The 17,622-nt window shown below is 75.2% G+C and carries 20 protein-coding genes; 10 read left to right on the top strand and 10 right to left on the bottom strand.

Annotated elements, in window-relative coordinates; genetic code table 11:
- Positions 1-20: 20 nt before the first annotated feature.
- Both ACLFMI_RS19195 and ACLFMI_RS19190 read right to left on the bottom strand, forming a co-directional pair.
- Positions 21-335 carry an antibiotic biosynthesis monooxygenase family protein gene (locus ACLFMI_RS19195; protein ID WP_410949276.1) on the bottom strand — a complete coding sequence of 105 codons (315 nt, stop codon included), beginning with the start codon at positions 333-335 and terminating at the stop codon, positions 21-23.
- A gap of 9 nt (positions 336-344) precedes the next feature.
- The gene (locus ACLFMI_RS19190) at positions 345-698 is read right to left on the bottom strand and encodes an MmcQ/YjbR family DNA-binding protein (RefSeq protein ID WP_410949275.1); all 354 of its coding nucleotides are present in this window, start codon (positions 696-698) and stop codon (positions 345-347) included.
- A gap of 30 nt (positions 699-728) precedes the next feature.
- Here ACLFMI_RS19190 and ACLFMI_RS19185 point away from each other — a divergent pair, with 30 nt between their 5' ends.
- The gene (locus ACLFMI_RS19185) at positions 729-1,514 is read left to right on the top strand and encodes an alpha/beta fold hydrolase (protein WP_410949274.1); all 786 of its coding nucleotides are present in this window, start codon (positions 729-731) and stop codon (positions 1,512-1,514) included.
- A 15-nt stretch (positions 1,515-1,529) separates the two neighbouring features.
- Here ACLFMI_RS19185 and ACLFMI_RS19180 read toward each other — a convergent pair whose 3' ends face one another.
- Both ACLFMI_RS19180 and ACLFMI_RS19175 read right to left on the bottom strand, forming a co-directional pair.
- A complete protein-coding gene (locus ACLFMI_RS19180) occupies positions 1,530-2,024 on the bottom strand; it encodes a 2'-5' RNA ligase family protein (protein ID WP_410949273.1) in 495 nt (164 codons plus the stop codon).
- Positions 2,025-2,030: 6 nt separating this feature from the next.
- Positions 2,031-2,894 (bottom strand): HhH-GPD family protein, encoded by an 864-nt coding sequence (locus ACLFMI_RS19175; protein ID WP_410949272.1) that lies wholly within the window; start codon positions 2,892-2,894, stop codon positions 2,031-2,033.
- Positions 2,895-3,311: 417 nt separating this feature from the next.
- On the opposite strand from ACLFMI_RS19175, the gene ACLFMI_RS19170 reads away from it, so the two are divergent.
- Positions 3,312-4,100, top strand: a complete 789-nt coding sequence (locus ACLFMI_RS19170) for a hypothetical protein (RefSeq protein ID WP_410949271.1) — start codon at positions 3,312-3,314, stop codon at positions 4,098-4,100.
- Between the two features lie 33 nt (positions 4,101-4,133).
- Here ACLFMI_RS19170 and radA read toward each other — a convergent pair whose 3' ends face one another.
- Both radA and ACLFMI_RS19160 read right to left on the bottom strand, forming a co-directional pair.
- Positions 4,134-5,510, bottom strand: coding sequence for a DNA repair protein RadA (radA, locus tag ACLFMI_RS19165; protein ID WP_410949397.1), 1,377 nt, complete (start codon positions 5,508-5,510; stop codon positions 4,134-4,136).
- Positions 5,507-6,220, bottom strand: a complete 714-nt coding sequence (locus tag ACLFMI_RS19160) for a copper chaperone PCu(A)C (RefSeq protein ID WP_410949270.1) — start codon at positions 6,218-6,220, stop codon at positions 5,507-5,509. Before ACLFMI_RS19160 ends, radA begins: the two co-directional genes overlap by 4 nt.
- Before the next feature lie 360 nt (positions 6,221-6,580).
- Here ACLFMI_RS19160 and ACLFMI_RS19155 point away from each other — a divergent pair, with 360 nt between their 5' ends.
- From ACLFMI_RS19155 to ispF, 3 genes are read left to right on the top strand one after another with little or no spacing between them, the layout of a single operon-like run.
- A complete protein-coding gene (locus ACLFMI_RS19155) occupies positions 6,581-7,072 on the top strand; it encodes a CarD family transcriptional regulator (RefSeq protein ID WP_410949269.1) in 492 nt (163 codons plus the stop codon).
- Between the two features lie 10 nt (positions 7,073-7,082).
- Positions 7,083-7,787, top strand: a complete 705-nt coding sequence (gene ispD, locus ACLFMI_RS19150; protein WP_410949268.1) for a 2-C-methyl-D-erythritol 4-phosphate cytidylyltransferase — start codon at positions 7,083-7,085, stop codon at positions 7,785-7,787.
- On the top strand, positions 7,784-8,248 hold the full coding sequence (gene ispF / locus ACLFMI_RS19145) for a 2-C-methyl-D-erythritol 2,4-cyclodiphosphate synthase (RefSeq protein ID WP_410949267.1): 465 nt from the start codon (positions 7,784-7,786) through the stop codon (positions 8,246-8,248). Before ispD ends, ispF begins: the two co-directional genes overlap by 4 nt.
- 72 nt (positions 8,249-8,320) lie before the next feature.
- Here ispF and ACLFMI_RS19140 read toward each other — a convergent pair whose 3' ends face one another.
- Positions 8,321-8,752 (bottom strand): VOC family protein, encoded by a 432-nt coding sequence (locus tag ACLFMI_RS19140; protein WP_410949266.1) that lies wholly within the window; start codon positions 8,750-8,752, stop codon positions 8,321-8,323.
- Positions 8,753-8,819: 67 nt separating this feature from the next.
- Here ACLFMI_RS19140 and cysS point away from each other — a divergent pair, with 67 nt between their 5' ends.
- Together cysS and rlmB are read left to right on the top strand one after the other, a co-directional pair.
- Positions 8,820-10,214, top strand: a complete 1,395-nt coding sequence (gene cysS / locus ACLFMI_RS19135; protein WP_410949265.1) for a cysteine--tRNA ligase — start codon at positions 8,820-8,822, stop codon at positions 10,212-10,214.
- Between the two features lie 29 nt (positions 10,215-10,243).
- Complete coding sequence (gene rlmB / locus ACLFMI_RS19130; protein ID WP_410949264.1) at positions 10,244-11,218, top strand: 23S rRNA (guanosine(2251)-2'-O)-methyltransferase RlmB; 975 nt, start codon at positions 10,244-10,246, stop codon at positions 11,216-11,218.
- Positions 11,219-11,239: 21 nt separating this feature from the next.
- Here the strand turns inward: rlmB and ACLFMI_RS19125 are convergent, their stop codons facing one another.
- The 3 genes from ACLFMI_RS19125 to ACLFMI_RS19115 are packed head-to-tail and all read right to left on the bottom strand — an operon-like array spanning position 11,240 to position 13,957.
- A complete protein-coding gene (locus tag ACLFMI_RS19125) occupies positions 11,240-12,085 on the bottom strand; it encodes a metal ABC transporter permease (RefSeq protein WP_410949263.1) in 846 nt (281 codons plus the stop codon).
- Positions 12,085-12,927 carry a metal ABC transporter ATP-binding protein gene (locus ACLFMI_RS19120; protein ID WP_410949262.1) on the bottom strand — a complete coding sequence of 281 codons (843 nt, stop codon included), beginning with the start codon at positions 12,925-12,927 and terminating at the stop codon, positions 12,085-12,087. Before ACLFMI_RS19120 ends, ACLFMI_RS19125 begins: the two co-directional genes overlap by 1 nt.
- A gap of 28 nt (positions 12,928-12,955) precedes the next feature.
- On the bottom strand, positions 12,956-13,957 hold the full coding sequence (locus ACLFMI_RS19115; protein ID WP_410949261.1) for a metal ABC transporter solute-binding protein, Zn/Mn family: 1,002 nt from the start codon (positions 13,955-13,957) through the stop codon (positions 12,956-12,958).
- A gap of 160 nt (positions 13,958-14,117) precedes the next feature.
- Here ACLFMI_RS19115 and ACLFMI_RS19110 point away from each other — a divergent pair, with 160 nt between their 5' ends.
- The 3 genes from ACLFMI_RS19110 (at position 14,118) to ACLFMI_RS19100 (ending at position 17,502) form a co-directional block, all read left to right on the top strand.
- Complete coding sequence (locus ACLFMI_RS19110) at positions 14,118-15,221, top strand: LacI family DNA-binding transcriptional regulator (RefSeq protein ID WP_410949260.1); 1,104 nt, start codon at positions 14,118-14,120, stop codon at positions 15,219-15,221.
- Positions 15,215-16,066: an MOSC domain-containing protein gene (locus tag ACLFMI_RS19105; RefSeq protein WP_410949259.1), complete on the top strand. Its 852-nt coding sequence runs from the start codon at positions 15,215-15,217 to the stop codon at positions 16,064-16,066. Before ACLFMI_RS19110 ends, ACLFMI_RS19105 begins: the two co-directional genes overlap by 7 nt.
- Positions 16,067-16,674: 608 nt before the next feature.
- Complete coding sequence (locus tag ACLFMI_RS19100) at positions 16,675-17,502, top strand: transglycosylase domain-containing protein (protein ID WP_410949258.1); 828 nt, start codon at positions 16,675-16,677, stop codon at positions 17,500-17,502.
- Positions 17,503-17,622 lie beyond the last annotated feature (120 nt).

The raw sequence follows: 17,622 nt of genomic DNA, 5'->3' as shown, positions 1-17,622 counted from the left end.
GACCTCGTCGGGCACTCCGGTCAGGACTCCGCGGCGATCCTGTCGAGGTCGACGACCTCGAACTCCAGCACGGACGACCCGGTCCCGACCGGGCGCGCCCGCTCGCCGGCGTGCGCGGCGACGCCGTCGCCGGCCATCCAGTTCCGGAAGTCCTCGTCGGTCTCCCAGCGGGTGAGCACGAAGTAGCGGGTGTCTCCGGACACCGGGCGCAGCAGCTCGAACCCGAGGAATCCGGGGGACCCGTCGACGGCGCCGAGCCGGTGCGCGAAACGCCGCTCCAGCTCGGGCCCCTGGTCCTCGGGAACCTCGATCGCATTGATCTTCACAACGGCCATGCCCTCACGTTAGCCCGCCCCGGCCTGCTCGACGCGCATGCGCCAGGCATCGCCGATCAGCTCGGCCAGCCGGTCGGTGCCGACCTGCTCCAGCCGCAGCATGACCAGCGGCAGGCCGTCGTAGCCGGGGGCGGTGAAGAACAGCGTGGGCTCGCCGAGCAGCAGCGCCTGCTTCTCCGCGTCGTCGCCGACGTACAGCACGGCGACGTCGGTCCGGATCGTGCGCCGCCCACCGGGGGGCCGTTCCGGGTAGGACCACACGAAGCCCTTGCCGTGCACGCGGAAGTCGAACCCGTCGCTGGGGTTCTCCTCGGCACCGGCCAGCGCCAGCGCCAGCCGCCGCACGTCGTCGCTGTCGGCCACGGCGGAAGCGTAGAGCCCTACCCTGACGCCGTGCGGACGTCCGACGGAGTGGACCTGGCCGTCGTCGAGTTCGGCGGGAGCGGGCGCCCGGTGGTGCTGCTGCACGGCCTGATGAGCTGTGCGGAGAGCTGGCGCCCGCGGGCCGGTGCGCTGCAGCCGTACGGCCGGGTGCTGGCCCCGGACGCCCGCGGGCACGGCCGGTCCGCGCGCGGGGCCGACCTGTCCCCGCAACGCCTCGCCGACGACGTCCTGGAGCTGCTCGCCGGGACCGGGCCGGCCGCGCTCGTCGGGCACTCGATGGGCGGGATCTCCGCGCTGCTGGCCGCGGCCCGACGGCCGGACCTGGTGACGGCCGTCGTCGTCGAGGACTCGCCGCTGGACCTGACCGGGACGCCACCGGGCCTGCTCGACGACATGCGGACCTGGTTTGCCGCGCTGGCCGGCCCGCACCCGTCCCGGAGCGCCGTGGCCGCCGCGCTGGCCGGCCCGCGCCCGGAGGTCGGTGAGCACATGGCCCACTGCACCGTCCGGCGCGACGACGGGTGGTGGCTCGCCGCCGACGTCGACGACGCCTGCGCCATCGCCGCGCACTGGACCCGCCGGTCCCTGCTCGACGAGGCCTGCGCCGTACGGGCGCCGACCCTGATGATCGAGGCCGGGGAGTCGGTCGTGCCGCCGGGCCAGCTGGAGCTGCTCGCCGCGCGGGTCCCCGGGACCCGGCACGTCCGGCTGCCCGGCACCGGTCACCTCGTCCACGACGCGGCCCCGGCCGCCTGGGCGGCCGAGGTCACCGACCTGCTGCGGCAGACCGCCTGACGGGCGCCCGCGGCGTCAGCCGGCGAGGGTCGTGACCTCGCCGGTGCGGGAGTCGTGCAGCTCCACCGCGACGATCCGGGCCCGCACCGGGGCGACCGGGTGCAGCAGCGCGAACGCCTCGGCGGGCCGTCCGGTCGCCAGCACCACGTGTGGCAGCCAGGACCCGGGCAGGTGTGCCGCGTGCACCCCGCGGACCCGGCCGGCCAGCGCGTCGTGCACCGCGGTGTGCACCGCGAGCACCTCCGGGTCGGTGACGGCGGCGAGCACCAGCCGGTCGTCGTCGCCGGTGACCGAGCCGAGGGTGGCGAGCCAGAGCGCGGGCAGCGCGACCAGCCGCAGCTCGGCGGTCAGTTCCCGGACCGCGGTCGCCGGCACTGTTCCCGCCGCCGCGACGGTGACGTGCGGGACCCCGGCCGCGGCCGGCAGCCCGGCAGCGGCGACCCGGGAGCGCAGCTCCGCCACGGCGTGCACCCCTGGGTCGTCGAGCCGGAGGCGGACGGTGGTGGGCACGGGCGCTCAGGCGGGCAGCGCGAAGCGGCCGTCGTCGGTCTGCTCGGCCAGGCCGTCGACCAGCAGCGAGTCCAGGCAGCGGTCGCGCTGCCCGGCGTCGGACCAGACCGCGTCCAGCGCGGCCCGCTCGACCGGGCCGAGTGCGGTGCGCAGCACGTCCATCAGCTTGCCGCGCACCTGCCGGTCGGTACCGGCGAAGCCCTGCACCGGCCTGCGGGGCCCGTCGTAGGCCGGTCGCCCGGCGGTCACCCAGGCACAGGCGTGCTCGACCGGGCAGAGCGGGCAGCGTGGCGAGCGCGCGGTGCAGACGACCGCGCCCAGCTCCATCAGCCCGGCCGAGACGACGGCGGCCTCGGCGTCGCCGACCGGGAGCAGCGCGTCGACGTCGGCGAGATCGGCCTTGACCCGGGCCGGCCCGGCGTCGCCCTGCCCGTGTACGGCGCGGGCCACCACCCGCCGGACGTTGGTGTCGACGACCGGGGTGCGCCGGGCGTAGCCGAAGGCGGCCACCGCCCGGGCGGTGTAGGAGCCGACCCCGGGCAGCGCCTCGAGGGCGTCCACGTCGGACGGGACGGTGTCCGCGTGCTGCTCGGCGATCGCGGCCGCCGCGTCGTGCAGCCGGACCGCGCGGCGCGGGTAGCCCAGCTTGCCCCAGGCCCGCAGCACGTCCGCCCGCGGTGCCGCGGCGAGCGCGGAGGGCGCCGGCCAGCGCGCCATCCAGTCGAGCCAGACCGGCTCGACCCGGGCGACCGGGGTCTGCTGGAGCATGAACTCGCTGACCAGGACGCCCCACGGCGTGGTCTCCGGGCGGCGCCATGGCAGGTCCCGGGCCTGCGCCCGGAACCACGGGGAGATCAGCTCGGCCAGCACCACCGCAGTGTCCCGTGCGGCCTCCGCTCGGGCGGCCCCCGGGGCGTGATCACCGATCCGGCAACGATCCGGCCGCCGGTGGCCGGATCGGTTCCCGAACCGTGATCACCGTCGTTACCGCGCCCGCGTCCGGCCCGCTCACCACGACCCGGTCGCGTCCGGGTGGGATCGGCGTCCGGGCCCAGGATCCGCGGTGCCGGCGATCACCGTCGGTCCGCGCGGTGCCCGGCCGTGGTTCCCGACCAGGCGTCGACCCGTCGGCCGTGGCGGCCGGACGTGTCCGGCGCGTCCCGGGCGCGGAGGCTGCTCACCCGGCCGGGGTCGAGTGCTCCCTCGGGCGGGTGGACCTGCGCCGACCTTCGGTACCGCGGTGCGTCGGCGACGACATCGAGTAGTCGTCGATCTACCGTCAGTGACGTGATGGACCCGGTGGGACCCCTGCCGGCGTCGGTGTACTGGCGTCGGCGTGCGGCGGCGGTGGGCGCCGCGCTGCTGGCGCTGTTCGTGCTGCTGTGGCTGACGACGTGGCTGCTGCTCCCCAGCGGCTCGGACGCCCCCACCGATCCCACCGCGAACGTCGAGCCCGACCCGACCCCCCGAGCGGCGGCCCCGGTGTCCCCGACGCCAGGCGTTCCCCCGACGCCGCTCCCCGCCCCCGCCCCGTCCGGTGCTCCCCCCGGACCGGCGGTGGGAGCGTCCACCGGGCCCGCGGCCCCGAACGCGGGCCCGGTGGACGAGACCGTCCGGCCCGACGACACCCCCCGGCCGTCGGTGGAGGTGCCGCCCGCGGCGCCATCCCCGCCGACCGGCCCGGTCCCGTGCGCCGACGACATGATCGAGCTGCGGGCCGAGACCGGGCAGCCGGCCTACCCCGCCGGAGCCCGGCCCGAGCTGCGGCTGGTCGTCACGAACGTCTCCGGCCAGCCCTGCGTGCGCGATCTGGACGGCGCCGAGCAGGAGATCGCCGTCTGGAGCGGGGACGGTGCCGACCGGCTCTGGTCGTCGAACGACTGCGTCAACCCGGCCTCCGAGGATCTGCGGACCCTGGTCCCCGGCCAGCCGGTGGCGTTCGCCGTCACCTGGAGCGGGCTGGGCTCGGAGCCCGGGTGCCGGGCGGAGCGGGACCGGGTGCCCGCCGGCGGCTACCGGGTCCTGGCCCGGCTCGGCGACGTCGTCAGCGACCCGGCGCCGCTGCTGCTCAGCTGAGCCGGGTCGGCCGCGCCGCTCCGGCCGTCCGCCTCAGCGCAGGTTCGACATGACCTGGCCGAGCGAGGCCGCCCGGATGATCTTCATGCCGGTCGTGCCGACCTCGGCGTCCTGCGGGACGATGGCCCGGGTGAAGCCCAGCCGGGCCGCCTCCGCGAGTCGCCTGCCGACCCCGTGCACCCGGCGCAGCTCGCCGGCCAGCCCGAGCTCGCCGAGCACCACCGTGTCCGCGGGGAGCGCGACGTCCCGCTTGGCCGACACGACGGCCAGCGCGATCGCGAGGTCGGCGGCCGGCTCGGTGACCCGCATCCCCCCGACGGTCGCGGTGTAGACCTCGGAGTCGTGCAGCTTGAGCCCGCCACGGCGTTCCAGCACGGCCAGCAGCATCGGCACCCGGGAGGCGTCCAGGCCGGTCACCGCGCGCCGCGGGCTCGGGATGTTCGCCCCCGCGACCAGCGCCTGCACCTCGGGCAGCAGCGGCCGCCGCCCGTCCATCACGACGGTCACCGCGGTACCGGGGACCACGTTGTCGCCGTTCGAGCCGAAGCGGCCCAGGAACAGCCCGGACGGGTCCGGCAGGCCGACGATGCCCTCGTCGCGCAGCTCGAAGCAGCCGACCTCGTCGGCCGGGCCGAACCGGTTCTTCACCCCGCGCACCATACGCAGGGCGGAGTGCTTGTCGCCCTCGAAGTGCAGCACCACGTCGACGACGTGCTCGAGCACCCGGGGCCCCGCGATGCCACCGTCCTTGGTCACGTGGCCGACCAGCAGCACGGCCAGCCCGCGCTCCTTGGCCAGCGCGGTCAGCCCGACGGTCACCGCCCGGGTCTGGGTGACCCCGCCCGGCGTCCCGTCGACCGACGACGTCGACATGGTCTGGATCGAGTCGACGACCAGCAGGGACGGCCGGAGGTCCTCGATGTGGCCGAGCACCGACTCCAGGTCGGACTCCGCGGCCAGGTACAGCTCGTCGTGCACCCCGCCGGTCCGCTCCGCGCGCAGCCGGACCTGGCCGGCCGACTCCTCACCGGACACGTAGAGCACCCGGGTCCGGGCCGCGGCGCGCGCGGCGACCTCCAGCAGCAGGGTGGACTTGCCGACGCCCGGCTCGCCCGCCAGCAGCACGACCGCGCCCGGGACGAGCCCGCCGCCGAGCACCCGGTCCAGCTCGTCGACGCCGGTCGGGCGGGCCCGCGCGGCGTCCAGCTCGACGTCGGCGATCCGGCGGGCCGGGGTGCTCGGCGCGCCGGCGACGACGGTGCGGCCCGCGGCCGCGCGCGGTGCCTCGATCTGCTCGAGCGAGCCCCAGGCCTGGCAGCCGGGGCAGCGCCCGACCCACTGGGCCGAGCGGTGGTCGCACTCGGTGCAGCGGTAGCCGCCCGAACGGGCGGCCCGGGCGCGGGTGGTCAGTTGCCGCCCCCGGACGGCAGCGGCTCGGGACCGCTTTCATCGCCGGGTACCGGCTGCGACGGCTGCCGGGTCGAGGGCGGCCGATCCTCGCCGCCGCCCTCGCCGCCGAAGCCGGTCTCGGGGCGGTTCGGGTCGTCGGATCCGGCCTCGACGCGCTCCGGCTCGCTGCCGGGCACGCCCTCGGCCGGGACCGCCGTCGGGACGTCGACGGTGACCGATCCGGCCCGCTCGAAGGCGAACGTGACCGGGATCGTCGTGCCCGCGGCGATCGGCTGGGTCAGCCCGTCGAGCTGCAGCTGCAGCGGCCGGCTGGAGGTCGGCGTGAGCTGGGTGCCGCCGGTCGAGACCAGCGCGACGCCCTGCGGGAGGACCGGATCGCCACCGACCGCGACCGAGGTGGCGGCCGGGCTGCTCACTCCCACGAGCCGGTCGGCCACCGCGCCGTTGTTGATCAGAGTGGCGCGCAGCGGCGCGTTGCTGCCGCGGGCGTAGAGCGCGGCCTCGCCTGCCGGTTTCTGCGGGTAGCTGACCTGGACGTCGCGCAGGTCGACCTGGCCGACGGAGGTGTTGAGGCCGTTGGTGGCGGAGACCTGCCCGGCGGTCTGGGCGAGCTGACCGGCGCCGCAGCCGGAGACCAGCAGTCCGGTCAGGGCGACGGCTCCGGCGACCCCGGCCAGGGCCCGGGCGGGACGGCGGCGGTTGCGGCTCACGGTCGGCGTGTCCTTCCTGCCGGCCGGGAACGGCTCCCGGCTCGTCGTGACGGCGGTGGGGCGCGGGGCACCGCGCGGTCCGCCGGAGAGCCTAGTCGCGTGCCGTCCACCGGCGTGCGACCGGGACCGGCCCCTCGCGTGATGTGTCCGACGCGACGACCCGGACAACCCGGCCCGCCCGATCCGGGCCGGAGCGCGGCGGTTCGACCGGCGCGCACGCGACGCGCCGCCGTCGCACCCGCGGTAGACACGTTTCGTCGGCGTTGTCAACCCCCTGACCTGCGACGACAGCGAAAGCCCTGCGGCGGTCCGGCCGGGCGGCGTGTTAACCTGGGAGCAGCGAAAGGGGCCAGAGGACACATGGTTTTCAAGGTCGGAGAGACCGTCGTCTACCCGCACCACGGTGCCGCTCTCATCGAGGCGATCGAGACTCGGACGATCAAGGGCGAGGAAGTTCAGTACCTCGTCCTGAAAGTCCAACAGGGAGATCTGACGGTCCGCATTCCCGCTGACAACGTCGAGGTCGTCGGCGTCCGGGACGTCGTGGGTCAGGAGGGCCTGGATCGGGTCTTCGAGGTGCTGCGTGCGCCGCACACCGAGGAGCCCACCAACTGGTCCCGCCGGTACAAGGCCAACTGGGAGAAGTTGACCTCCGGTGACGTGAACAAGGTCGCCGAGGTCGTACGCGACCTGTGGCGTCGGGAGAAGGATCGCGGACTGTCCGCAGGCGAGAAGCGCATGCTCGCCAAGGCGCGGCAGATCCTGGTCAGCGAGCTGGCGCTGGCCGAGGGCACCGACGAGGAGCGGGCCGAGACCCTGCTCGACGAGGTGCTCGCCACCGCGACGGCCTGAGCAGCCCGCTGTGAACGACCGCGCTCCGGTGGTCGCCGTACTGCCGGCCGCCGGGTCCGGCGTCCGCCTGGGTGCCGGTGCGCCCAAGGCGTTCGTCGAGCTCGCCGGAGTGTCGATGCTGGCGCGTGCGGTCGACGGGGTGCTGGCGTCGGGCGTCGTGGGCCACGTGGTGGTCGTCGTGCCGGTGGACCAGGTACCGGACGCCGCCGGGCTGCTGGCCGGGCGTCCGGTCTCCGTCGTGCCGGGTGGCGCCGACCGGACGTCGTCGGTGGCCGCCGGGCTGGCGGCGATCGGGTCGGGTGCCGAGGTCGTGCTGGTGCACGACGCCGCCCGCCCGCTCACCCCCGCCGGTGTGATCCGTCGGGTGGTGGACGCGGTGCGGGCCGGTGCCCCCGCGGTGATCCCGGTGCTCCCGGTGATCGACACGATCAAGCAGGTCGACGCCGACGGTGTGGTGATGTCCACTGTCGACCGTTCCGCGCTGCGTGCGGTGCAGACCCCGCAGGGCTTCCGGGCCGACGATCTGCGCCGCGCTCACGCGGGTACGCCCGACCCGCGCACCGACGACGCCGGCCTGGTGGAGGCCCTCGGTGACCCGGTGGCGACCGTCGAGGGCGATCCGCTGGCGTTCAAGGTGACGACCGCGTGGGATCTGCGGATCGCCGAGCTGCTGCTGACGGGGGCGGCCGTGGAACCGGCGGAGGGACGTCGATGAGGGTCGGGATCGGGACCGACGTGCACCCGGTCGAGGCCGGTCGGGACTGCTGGGTCGCCTGCCTGCTCTGGTCCGGGTCCCACGGCTGCGCCGGGCACTCCGACGGCGACGTCGCGGCGCACGCGCTCTGCGACGCGCTGCTGTCGGCGGCCGGTCTCGGCGACCTCGGCGCGGTGTTCGGCACCGGCCGGCCGGAGTGGTCCGGCGCGAGCGGTGCCACCCTGCTGACCGAGGTGCGCCGGCTGCTGGAACGGGACGGCTGGCGGGTCGGGAACGCGGCCGTCCAGGTGATCGGGGACGACCCGAAGATCGGCAAGCGCCGGGACGAGGCGGAGACGGTGCTCACCGGGATCCTCGGCGGCCCGGTCTCGGTCTCCGGGACGACGACCGACGGCCTGGGCCTCACCGGCCGCGGCGAGGGCCGCGCCGCCATGGCGACGGCCCTCCTCCTGCCGGGCTGACCCACCCCCACCCCCCGGCCCGCGTTGTGCCGGTGAGGGCTCTGTAGAGGGATGGCTCCACGAGACCCGCGGTCACCCGCCGGGGTATGCAGCGGTGGTGCGGGACTGGATCTCGTCGGGGTTGAGGGCCTCGGTGCGGGCGGCGATCATCCAGATGTGGCCGAACGGGTCGGCCAACCGGCCGCCGCGCTCGCCGTACGGGTGGTCGTCCACCTCGAAGATCACCCGGCCGCCGTGGTCGACCATCGCGGCGGCGACGGCGTCCGGGTCGTCGACGTAGAGGGCCATGATCACCGGGCCGTGGCCGGTCGGGGCCGGGTCGATCCCGTCGGCGTCCTTCACCGCCCAGACCTCGGGGCCCGCGCGGAGCAGCGCGTGCACCACGGTGCCGGAACCGTCGGTGTAGCGCTCGACGAGCTCGGCGCCGAACGCGGCGATGTAGAAGGAGACGGCGGCGTCGGCGTCGGACACCACCAGGCGTGGGTAGAGCTGCTGGACCGTCATGTCGTACAGCGTGCCGCGGGGCCCGGGCCTGCGTAGTGGACGAATCGGAGGTCCGTACCCTGGTGATGTGAGCCTCAGACTTCTCGACTCAGCGACCAGGGAGCAGCGTGCCTTCACGCCGCTGCGGGCCGGAGCCGTGTCGATGTACGTCTGTGGGGCCACGGTGCAGGGCCCGCCGCACATCGGGCACGTCCGTTCCGGGCTGAACTACGACGTGCTGCGCCGCTGGCTCGCGCACTCCGGCTACGACGTCACGCTGATCCGCAACGTCACCGACATCGACGACAAGATCCTGCAGAAGGCGGCGGCCGCCGGGCGTCCCTGGTGGGAGTGGGCCGCCACCTACGAGCGGGCCTTCGGCGCCGCCTACGAGGCGCTGGGCTGCCTGCCGCCGTCACTCGAACCGCGGGCCACCGGGCACATCACGCAGATGGCCGAGCTGATCGAGCGGCTGATCGAGCGCGGGCACGCCTACCCGGCGGGCGGTGACGTCTACTTCGCCGTCCGCACGCTGCCCGAGTACGGGACGCTGTCCGGTCAGAAGGTCGACGACGTCCACCAGGGCGAGGGCGAGAACACCGGCGGCAAGCGTGACCCGCTGGACTTCACGCTCTGGAAGGCGGCCAAGCCGGGCGAGCCGAGCTGGCCGACACCGTGGGGCCGGGGCCGGCCGGGCTGGCACCTGGAGTGCTCGGCGATGGCCACCGCGTACCTGGGACCCGAGTTCGACATCCACGGCGGCGGACTCGACCTGGTGTTCCCGCACCACGAGAACGAGCGCGCGCAGTCGCATGCGGCCGGTGACCCGTTCGCGCGGTTCTGGCTGCACAACGCCTGGGTGACCATGGGTGGCGAGAAGATGTCCAAGTCGCTGGGCAACACGCTGCAGATCGAGGCGCTGCTCGGCCGGGTCCGTCCCGCGGAGCTGCGCTACTACCTGGTCGGCCCGCACTACCGGTCGTCGATCGAGTACTCGGACGCCGCGCTGGACGAGGCGGTCGCCGCGTACCGGCGGATCGAGTCGTTCGTGCACCGGGTGCGCGAGCGGCACGGCCTGCCGGAGGTGTCCGCGCAGGTCCCGGCCGAGTTCGCCACCGCCCTCGACGACGACCTGGGCACGCCCGGCGGGCTGTCGGTGATCCACAAGCTGATCCGGGAGGGCAACACCGCCCTGGACGCCGCGGACGCGGCGGGCGCGTCGCGGGCGGCGTCCTGCGTGCGCGCGACCACCGGAGTCCTCGGCCTGGACCCGCTGGCCGCCGGCGACGCCGACACCGGGGCCGCCGACGCCGCGCGGCAGGCCCTCGGGACGCTGGTCGAGTCGTTGCTGGAGCGCCGCCGGGCCGCCCGGGGCGAGCGGGACTTCGCCACCGCCGATCGGCTGCGCGACGAGCTGCTGACCGCCGGGATCGCCGTCGAGGACGCCGCCGACGGTTCCACCTGGACCCTCAAGGACGCCTGAGCGGCGTCCGCTTCGCAGGAGACGAGAGCATGGCCGGAAATTCCAAGCGCCGTGGTGCGGTCCGCAAGGACGGCACCAAGAAGGGGATGGTCGTCGGTTCCGGCGGCCAGCCCCGGCGCGCACTGCGCGGTAAGGGCCCGACCCCGCCCGGGGAGATGCGTCCCGGGCACCCCAAGCAGAAGGCGGCCTCGCGGCGGAACGCCGCCGCAGAGCAGCAGAACCGGCGGCGGCCGGTCGCCGGACGCAGGGGCGAGAACGAGGGGCCGGAGACGGTGCTCGGCCGCAACCCGGTCGTCGAGTGCCTGCGGGCCGGGGTGCCGGCCACCGCGCTGCACGTCGCGACCGGGATGTCGGCCGACGAGCGGGTCGCCGAGGCGGTCGCGCTGGCCGCCGAGGCCGGCATCTCGATCCTCGAGGTGCCGCGCAACGACCTGGACAAGATCACCGGCGGGGCCCTGCACCAGGGCGTGGCCCTGCAGGTGCCGCCCTACGACTACGCGCACCCGGACGACCTGCTCGAGGCCGCGACCGGTTCCGGCCGCCCCGCGCTGGCCGTCGCGCTGGACGGCGTGACCGACCCGCGGAACCTGGGTGCGGTCGTCCGGTCGGTGAGCGCGTTCGGCGGGCACGGCGTCGTCGTGCCGCAGCGGCGCGCGGCCGGGATGACCGCCGTGGCCTGGCGGACCTCGGCCGGTACCGCGGCCCGGCTGCCGGTGGCCCGGGCGACGAACCTGACCCGCACGCTGCGCGAGTACGCCTCCGCCGGGCTCATGGTGGCCGGGTTGGCCGCCGACGGGGACGTCTCGCTGGACGAGTTCGACCTGGCAACCGGCCCGCTGGTGCTGGTCACCGGCTCCGAGGGCAAGGGCATGTCCCGGCTGGTCCGGGAGACCTGCGACGTGACCGTGTCGATCCCGCTGGCCGGGGAGGTCGAGTCGCTGAACGCGTCCGTCGCGACCGGCGTGGTGCTGGCCGAGGTGGCCCGGCGCCGCCGGGTGGGCTGAGCGAAGCGCGGCGACCGGCGTTCAGGCCCGGACAGGGGAGCGGCCGCGCAGCCCGGCGACCAGCCGGCAGATCAGGTAGGCGACGAACCCGATCGTCGCCACGTAGGCCGACACGGGCAGCCCCGGCGCCAGCGACAGGATCGTCCCGCCGACCAGGGCCAGCTCGGCGATGACGATCGCCAGCACGGTGGCGAGCACCGGGTTCGCGGTGACCCGGTTCGCCGCCGCGCCCGGCACGATCATCACCGCGAGCACCAGGATCGCCCCGACGATCGGCACCGCGAGCGCGCTGACCAGGCCGATCAGCACGGCGAACACCAGTGACAGCGCGCGCACCGGGACCCCGCGTGCCAGCGCGACGTCCGGGTCGGTGCTGGCGAACAGCAGCGGCCGGTAGATCACGGCCAGCGTCACCAGCACGACGAGCGCCACCACGGTGAGCACCCAGAGGTTGGTGCCGTCCACCGAGACGATGGAGCCGGTGAGCAGGCCGAAGCGGTTGGCCGAGCGGCCCTCGTAGAGCGACAGGAACAGCACGCCCAGGCCCAGCCCGAACGCCATCACGACGCCGATCACCGAGTCCCGCTCGCGCTGCCGGAGCCCGAGCACCCCGAAGATCATCGCGGCCACGACGGCGCCGACCACCGACCCGATCCCGACCTCGACGCCGATCAGCAGCGCGGCCGCGCCGCCGGTGAAGGCGAGCTCGGAGGTGCCGTGCACGGCGAAGGCCATGCCGCGGCTGACCACCAGCGGGGTGAGCAGCCCGGCGACCAGGCCGAGCACCGCACAGGCGAGCAGCGCGTTCTGCACGAACCCTTCGCCGAGCAGCTCGACGGTGCCGTCCAGGGTGAACAGCTCGTCCATCAGGCACCGCCCCCGACCCCGACCGCGCCGTGCGCGGGGTGCACGGCGGTGCTTCCCGCCGCGTCGTCGGCGCCGACCACGACCAGCCGGTCCCGCACCTGCAGCACGTCCACCTCGGTGCGGTACAGCTCGGAGAGCACCTGCGAGGTCATCACCTCCGAGGTCGGGCCGATCGAGAACCGGCCGTCGACCAGGTAGAGCACCCGGTCCACCAGCGGCAGCACCGGGTTGATCTCGTGGGTCACGAACAGCACGGCCGTGCCGTCGGTGTGCCGGCGCTCGTCGATCAGCCGGGTCACGCTGCGCTGGTGGGACAGGTCCAGCGACAGCAGCGGCTCGTCGCACAGCAGCACCGCCGGATCGCCGACGAGTGCCTGCGCGACCCGCAGCCGCTGCTGCTCGCCGCCGGAGAGCCGGCCGACCGGGGCGTCCGCGTACCCGGTGCCGCCGACCTCGGCCAGCGCCCGGTCCACCCGTTCGCGACGTTGCCGGCGCCCGCGCAGGCCGGGACCGAACCGGTGTCCGTCGAGGCCGAGCCCGACCAGGTCCCGCCCGCGCAGCGGCAGGTCGGCGTCCAGCGGCTGCTGCTGGGGCACGTAGCCGATCTCCGGGCTGCCGCGGCGGGGCGGGTGGCCGGAGACCGCGACCTCGCCCTCGGACAGCGGCAGCAGGCCCAGCAGCACCCGCATCAGGGTGGTCTTGCCGGACCCGTTCGGGCCGAGCACGGCCACGAACTCGCCGGGGGCGACGTCGAGGTCCAGCCCGGACCACAGGGTCCGCTCGCCGAACCGCAGACCCGCCCCGCGCAGGGACAGCACGGGGCTGCTGTCGGGGGTGCTCATGATCGAGCAGCCTCCTCCCGGAAGGTGATCACCGTGTGAGCGCCCCGTCCAGGGCGTCCAGGTTGGTGTTCATCCACTGCATGTAGTCGGTGACGCCGTCGGGCAGCGTCTCGGACATCTCGACGACCGGGACCCCGGCCTGCTCGGCGGCGTCCCGGACCTGGTCGGTGGCGGCCGACTGGGTCTGGCCGTTCAGGACCAGGGCGTCCACCGGTGGCTGGGCGCCGAACAGGCCCAGGGTCTGCGCGACGACCGCGGCCGGCGGGTCGGTACCCTCCTCGACGGCCGAGGAGAACTCCTGCGGAGTCACGTTCTGCACCCCGGCCGCGTCGAGCAGGTACTCCGGGACCGGCTCGGTGACGACGACCCGGGCCCCCGGGTGCTGCCGGCCGATGTCGGTCGCCTTCGAGGTCAGCTGGGCGATGCCGCCGCTGAGCGCCTGGGCGTTGGTCGAGTAGTACTGCGCGTTCGCCGGGTCGAGCGTGCCGAGCTCCCGGGCCAGGGCCTGCCCGACCTTCTCCACGGTCGCCGGGCTGTACCAGACGTGCTCGTTGGACCCGCCGTGCGCGTGCCCGGCCTCGTCGTGCCCGTGCTCGTGCCCCGCGGCGGCACCCTCGGCGTCCTCGGCGTCCCCGAGGCCGGACACCTGCACGGCGTCGATCACCGGAGCGGCGTTCCCGGAGGCGTCGATCAGGCCGGTCATGAAGTCGTCGTAGCCGCCGCCGTTGCGCAGGATCAGCCGCCCATCGCCGATCGTGGTGGCGTCCCGCGGGGTGGCCTCGTAGCCGTGCGGGTCCTGGCCGGGGGAGTCGATGATCGGCTCGACCCGGACGAAGTTCCCGCCGATCGCCCGCGCCACCGAGCCCCAGGCGTCGGTGGAGGCGACGACCGGGAGCTGTTGCTGCTCCGGGTCCTGCTGGTCCTGGGCGGGCGCGCCCTGGTCGGCGGACCCGCCGCAGGCCGAGAGCCCCAGGGCGAGTGCGGCGAGTCCGGCCACGAGCCCGGCGGGACGGAACGGGGTTCGGGACACGAACCGTTCTCCTATCAACGTATCGGCATGTCTTTATTGGAAACCATTCTCAATTCACTCTACGCCGATCGCCCGTCCGGGAAGATGTGACAAGTACGATGCCGTGTCCCGCACCGGGGCGGACTTTCACGCCGGTGACCACGGCACTACCGTTCGTGGAATGACCGGGCCTCCGCACGCGCGGCGGCCGGCGACCCTGGCGTCGCTGGCCGCCGAACTCGGTGTCTCGCGGACGACCGTGTCGAATGCCTACAACCGCCCCGACCAGCTGTCCGCGCCGTTGCGCGAGCGGGTCCTGGAGGCGGCCCGACGGCTCGGTTACCCGGGCCCGGACCCGGTGGCCCGCTCGCTGCGCACCCGCCGGGCCGGGGCGGTCGGGCTGCTGCTGACCGAGGAACTGAGCTACGCGTTCCGCGACCCGGGCGCCACCGGCTTTCTGGAGGGACTGGCGCTGGCCTGCGAGAAGGCCGGGACCGGCCTGCTGCTGGTGCCGGTCAGCCCGGAGCACTCCGACGTCGACGCCGTCCACCGGGCCGGGGTGGACGGCTTCGTCGTCTACTCGGTGAGCGAGGACGACCCGCACTTCCGGGCCGTGCTGGCGCGGCCGGTGCCGACCGTGGTGTGCGACCAGCCGTCCGGCGTCGGGGGCGTCGACCGGGTCGGCGTCGACGACCGGGCCGGGACGCTCGCGCTGGGCCGGCACCTGGTGGAGCTGGGGCACCGGCGGATCGGGGTGCTGTGCATGCGGCTGAGCTCGCGCCGGCACGACGGCCCGGCCGACGTCGCGCGGCAGGAGGGCAGCTCCTACAGCGTGCAGCGCGAGCGCCTCGCCGGACTGCGCGCGGCGTTCACCGAGGCCGGCGTCGACTGGGCGGGCGTGCCCGTGATCGAGCGGTTCGAGCACTCCGCGGAGGCCGGCGCGGACGGCGCCGCCGCGCTGCTGTCCGCGCACCCGGGAATCACCGCGCTGGTCTGCACCTCGGACATCCTGGCGCTGGGCGCGATGCGCGAGGCCCGCTCGCGCGGGCTGCGGGTCCCCGACGACCTGTCCGTGGCCGGCTTCGACGGCGTCCCGGAGGCCGAGCGGTCCGGGCTGACGACGGTCCGCCAGCCGTTCCGGGAGAAGGGCCGGGAGGCCGGGCGCCTGCTGCTGGAGCGCGGCGACCGGCACGTCCCCGAGCACGTCACGCTGCCGGCCGAGCTGATCGTCGGCACGACCACCCGGGCCCTGCGCCAGTCCGGGGAGTTCTTCTCCGGATGGTGAGGCTCACCGGCCTGCGCCGGTACCCGGTGAAGTCCTGCCGGGGCACCGACCTGGACCGGGTGGTCGTCGAGCGGGCCGGGCTCGCCGGGGACCGGCGCTGGATGCTCACCACCACCCCCGACGGCGACATGGTCACCGCCCGCACCCATCCGCGGCTGGTGCTCGCCGAACCGGTCCCGGACGGCGACGGTCTGCTGGTCACCGGCCCGGGCCTGCCTGCACTGCGGGTGCCGGTGCCCGATCCGGCGACCGGACCGGTGCCGGTGCGGGTGCACCGCTGGGACAGCGCCGGGGTGCCGGCCGGGCCGGAGGCCGACCGCTGGTTCTCCACACTGCTGGACGAGCCGGTCCGGCTGCTGCACCTCGACGACCCGGACCGGCGGCGTCCGAACCCGGAGTTCTCGCAGTCCCGCGACCGGGTCTCGTTCGCCGACGGGTTCCCGCTGCTGCTCACCGCGCAGGATTCGCTGGACGCGCTGAACGAGCTGATCGCAACCGGCTCGCACTCCGCGGAGGGGCCGCTGCCGATGACCCGGTTCCGGCCGAACGTCGTGGTGTCCGGGGCCGCGCCGTGGGCCGAGGACGGCTGGCGGCGGATCCGGATCGGCGACGCCGGGTTCCGGGTCGCCCGCGGCTGCGCGCGATGCGTGCTGACCACCGTGCACCCGCGCACGGCGGCGAAGGGCCGCGAGCCGATGGTCACGCTGGCCCGGCACCGGCGGTTCGACCAGGGCGTCTGGTTCGGGGTGAACCTGATCCCGGACGACCCCGGTGCCGAGCTGCGCGTCGGCGACGACGTCGAGGTCGTCGAGGCGGTGGATCCCGCCGGTGGGCCACCGCGCTGACGCTCCGCGACCGGCTCCGGGTGTCCCGGTATGTCGGTAAGGTCGGGCGCGCGCCATCCGTCCGGACGGTGGCCCACCCCGAGGAGCACCCGCTGAATCAGGACGGCCCCCGCGACCCGCGACGGAGCCCGCCGCCCGCGCGGCCCGGCCCGTCGCCCGGCCGCGCCTCGCCACCTCCCGGTCGCCGGCCGCCGCCGCGGTTCCCGCCGCCCGCCGTCCCGCCGCGGTCCTCCCCGCCCGCGGCGCCCCGGTGGGCGCCGCCCCCGACCCCGCCGCGGCCCCCGTCCGGGCGCCCCCCGCAGGGCAGGCCCGGTCCGGTTCCGGACCTGCCGTACCCGTCGGCCCCGGCCCCGGCCCCGGCCCCGCGGCCCGACGCCCCGGCCGCGCCCCGGCGTGGCGGAGCTCGCCGGGACGGTCCGCCGCCGCCCCGCTACGGCGGTCGTGCCGACCCGCCGGCACCGCTCCCGCCCGGCGAGCGGGAGCGTCCCGACCATCCGGCGAGCCGCCCGGCCCTCCCGGGGCGCCGGCCCCGGATCCCCTCGCTCCCGCGGCCCCGGATCCCGCGACCCTCCGGCCCGCCGCGGTTCCGGCGCGGCGCCGGCCGGCCCGTGGGACTGCGGCGGATCGTGCGCTGGGCGCTGATCGCCCAAACGGTGCCGCTGGTGCTGGTGCTGCTGTTCACGCTGGTCAACCCGCCCTACACGATGTTCCGGCTGTGGAACTTCGGGCCGACGGTGGCGCGCTGGACCGACGCCGACCACATCTCGCGCAACTTCCTGGTCGTCGTGATGGGGCAGGAGGACCAGCAGTTCCCGGACCGGGTCCTGGCCGTCGACTACGACGAGCAGTGGGCCCGTGTGCAGGCGTACCTGGACGGGACCGACGACCCCGCCGGTTCGACGATCACCCAGCAGACGTCGAAGAACCTGTTCCTCTGGGCCGGTCGGTACCCGCCGCTGGAACCGGTGCGCAAGGCGCTGGAGATCCCGCCGGCCGAGACGATGGAACTGGTGATGCCGAAGCGGCGGATCCTGGAGATCTACGTCAACGTCGCCCAGTTCGCGCCGAAGGTGTACGGGGTGTGCGCGGCGTCCTGGTACTACTTCGGCAAGTCCAGCCGGCTGCTGACCGTCGACGAGTCCGCGCAGCTCGTCGGGCTGCTGCCCTCACCGGTGCACGTCGTCGCGGCCGACGGCGGCGGGATGCGCTTCCTCGGCGACACCAACGGCAACGGGGCGGCCGACCGCGGCGAGAGCGGGTTCATCAGCGCGAAGGGCTACTGGCACGCCCGCGGGAACGCCGAGCACTGGTTCGACCAGATGGGCGGGTACGCCGCGACCGAGGGGCTCGGGATCACCGGCAGCGCCACCGACCTCCCGGCCGCGCAGGACCCCTGTCGGGAGCCGCCACCCGGCCTGGCCGGGATCGACGACTGACAGTGAGGATGTAGGTGAGCCCCGCAGCGGTCGGTCTGACCCACCGACTGACTGACTCCGGGTCTTCAAGGGGATCTGTCGGCCGGTCCGCTGCGGGGCTCGTGCACTCACCAGACGGCG

It is taken from the genome of Pseudonocardia nantongensis (assembly GCF_046546495.1).
GTDB lineage: Bacteria > Actinomycetota > Actinomycetes > Mycobacteriales > Pseudonocardiaceae > Pseudonocardia > Pseudonocardia nantongensis.
Note: the sequence above shows the minus strand (reverse complement) of the source record. Positions and strands in the feature narration are given on the sequence as shown.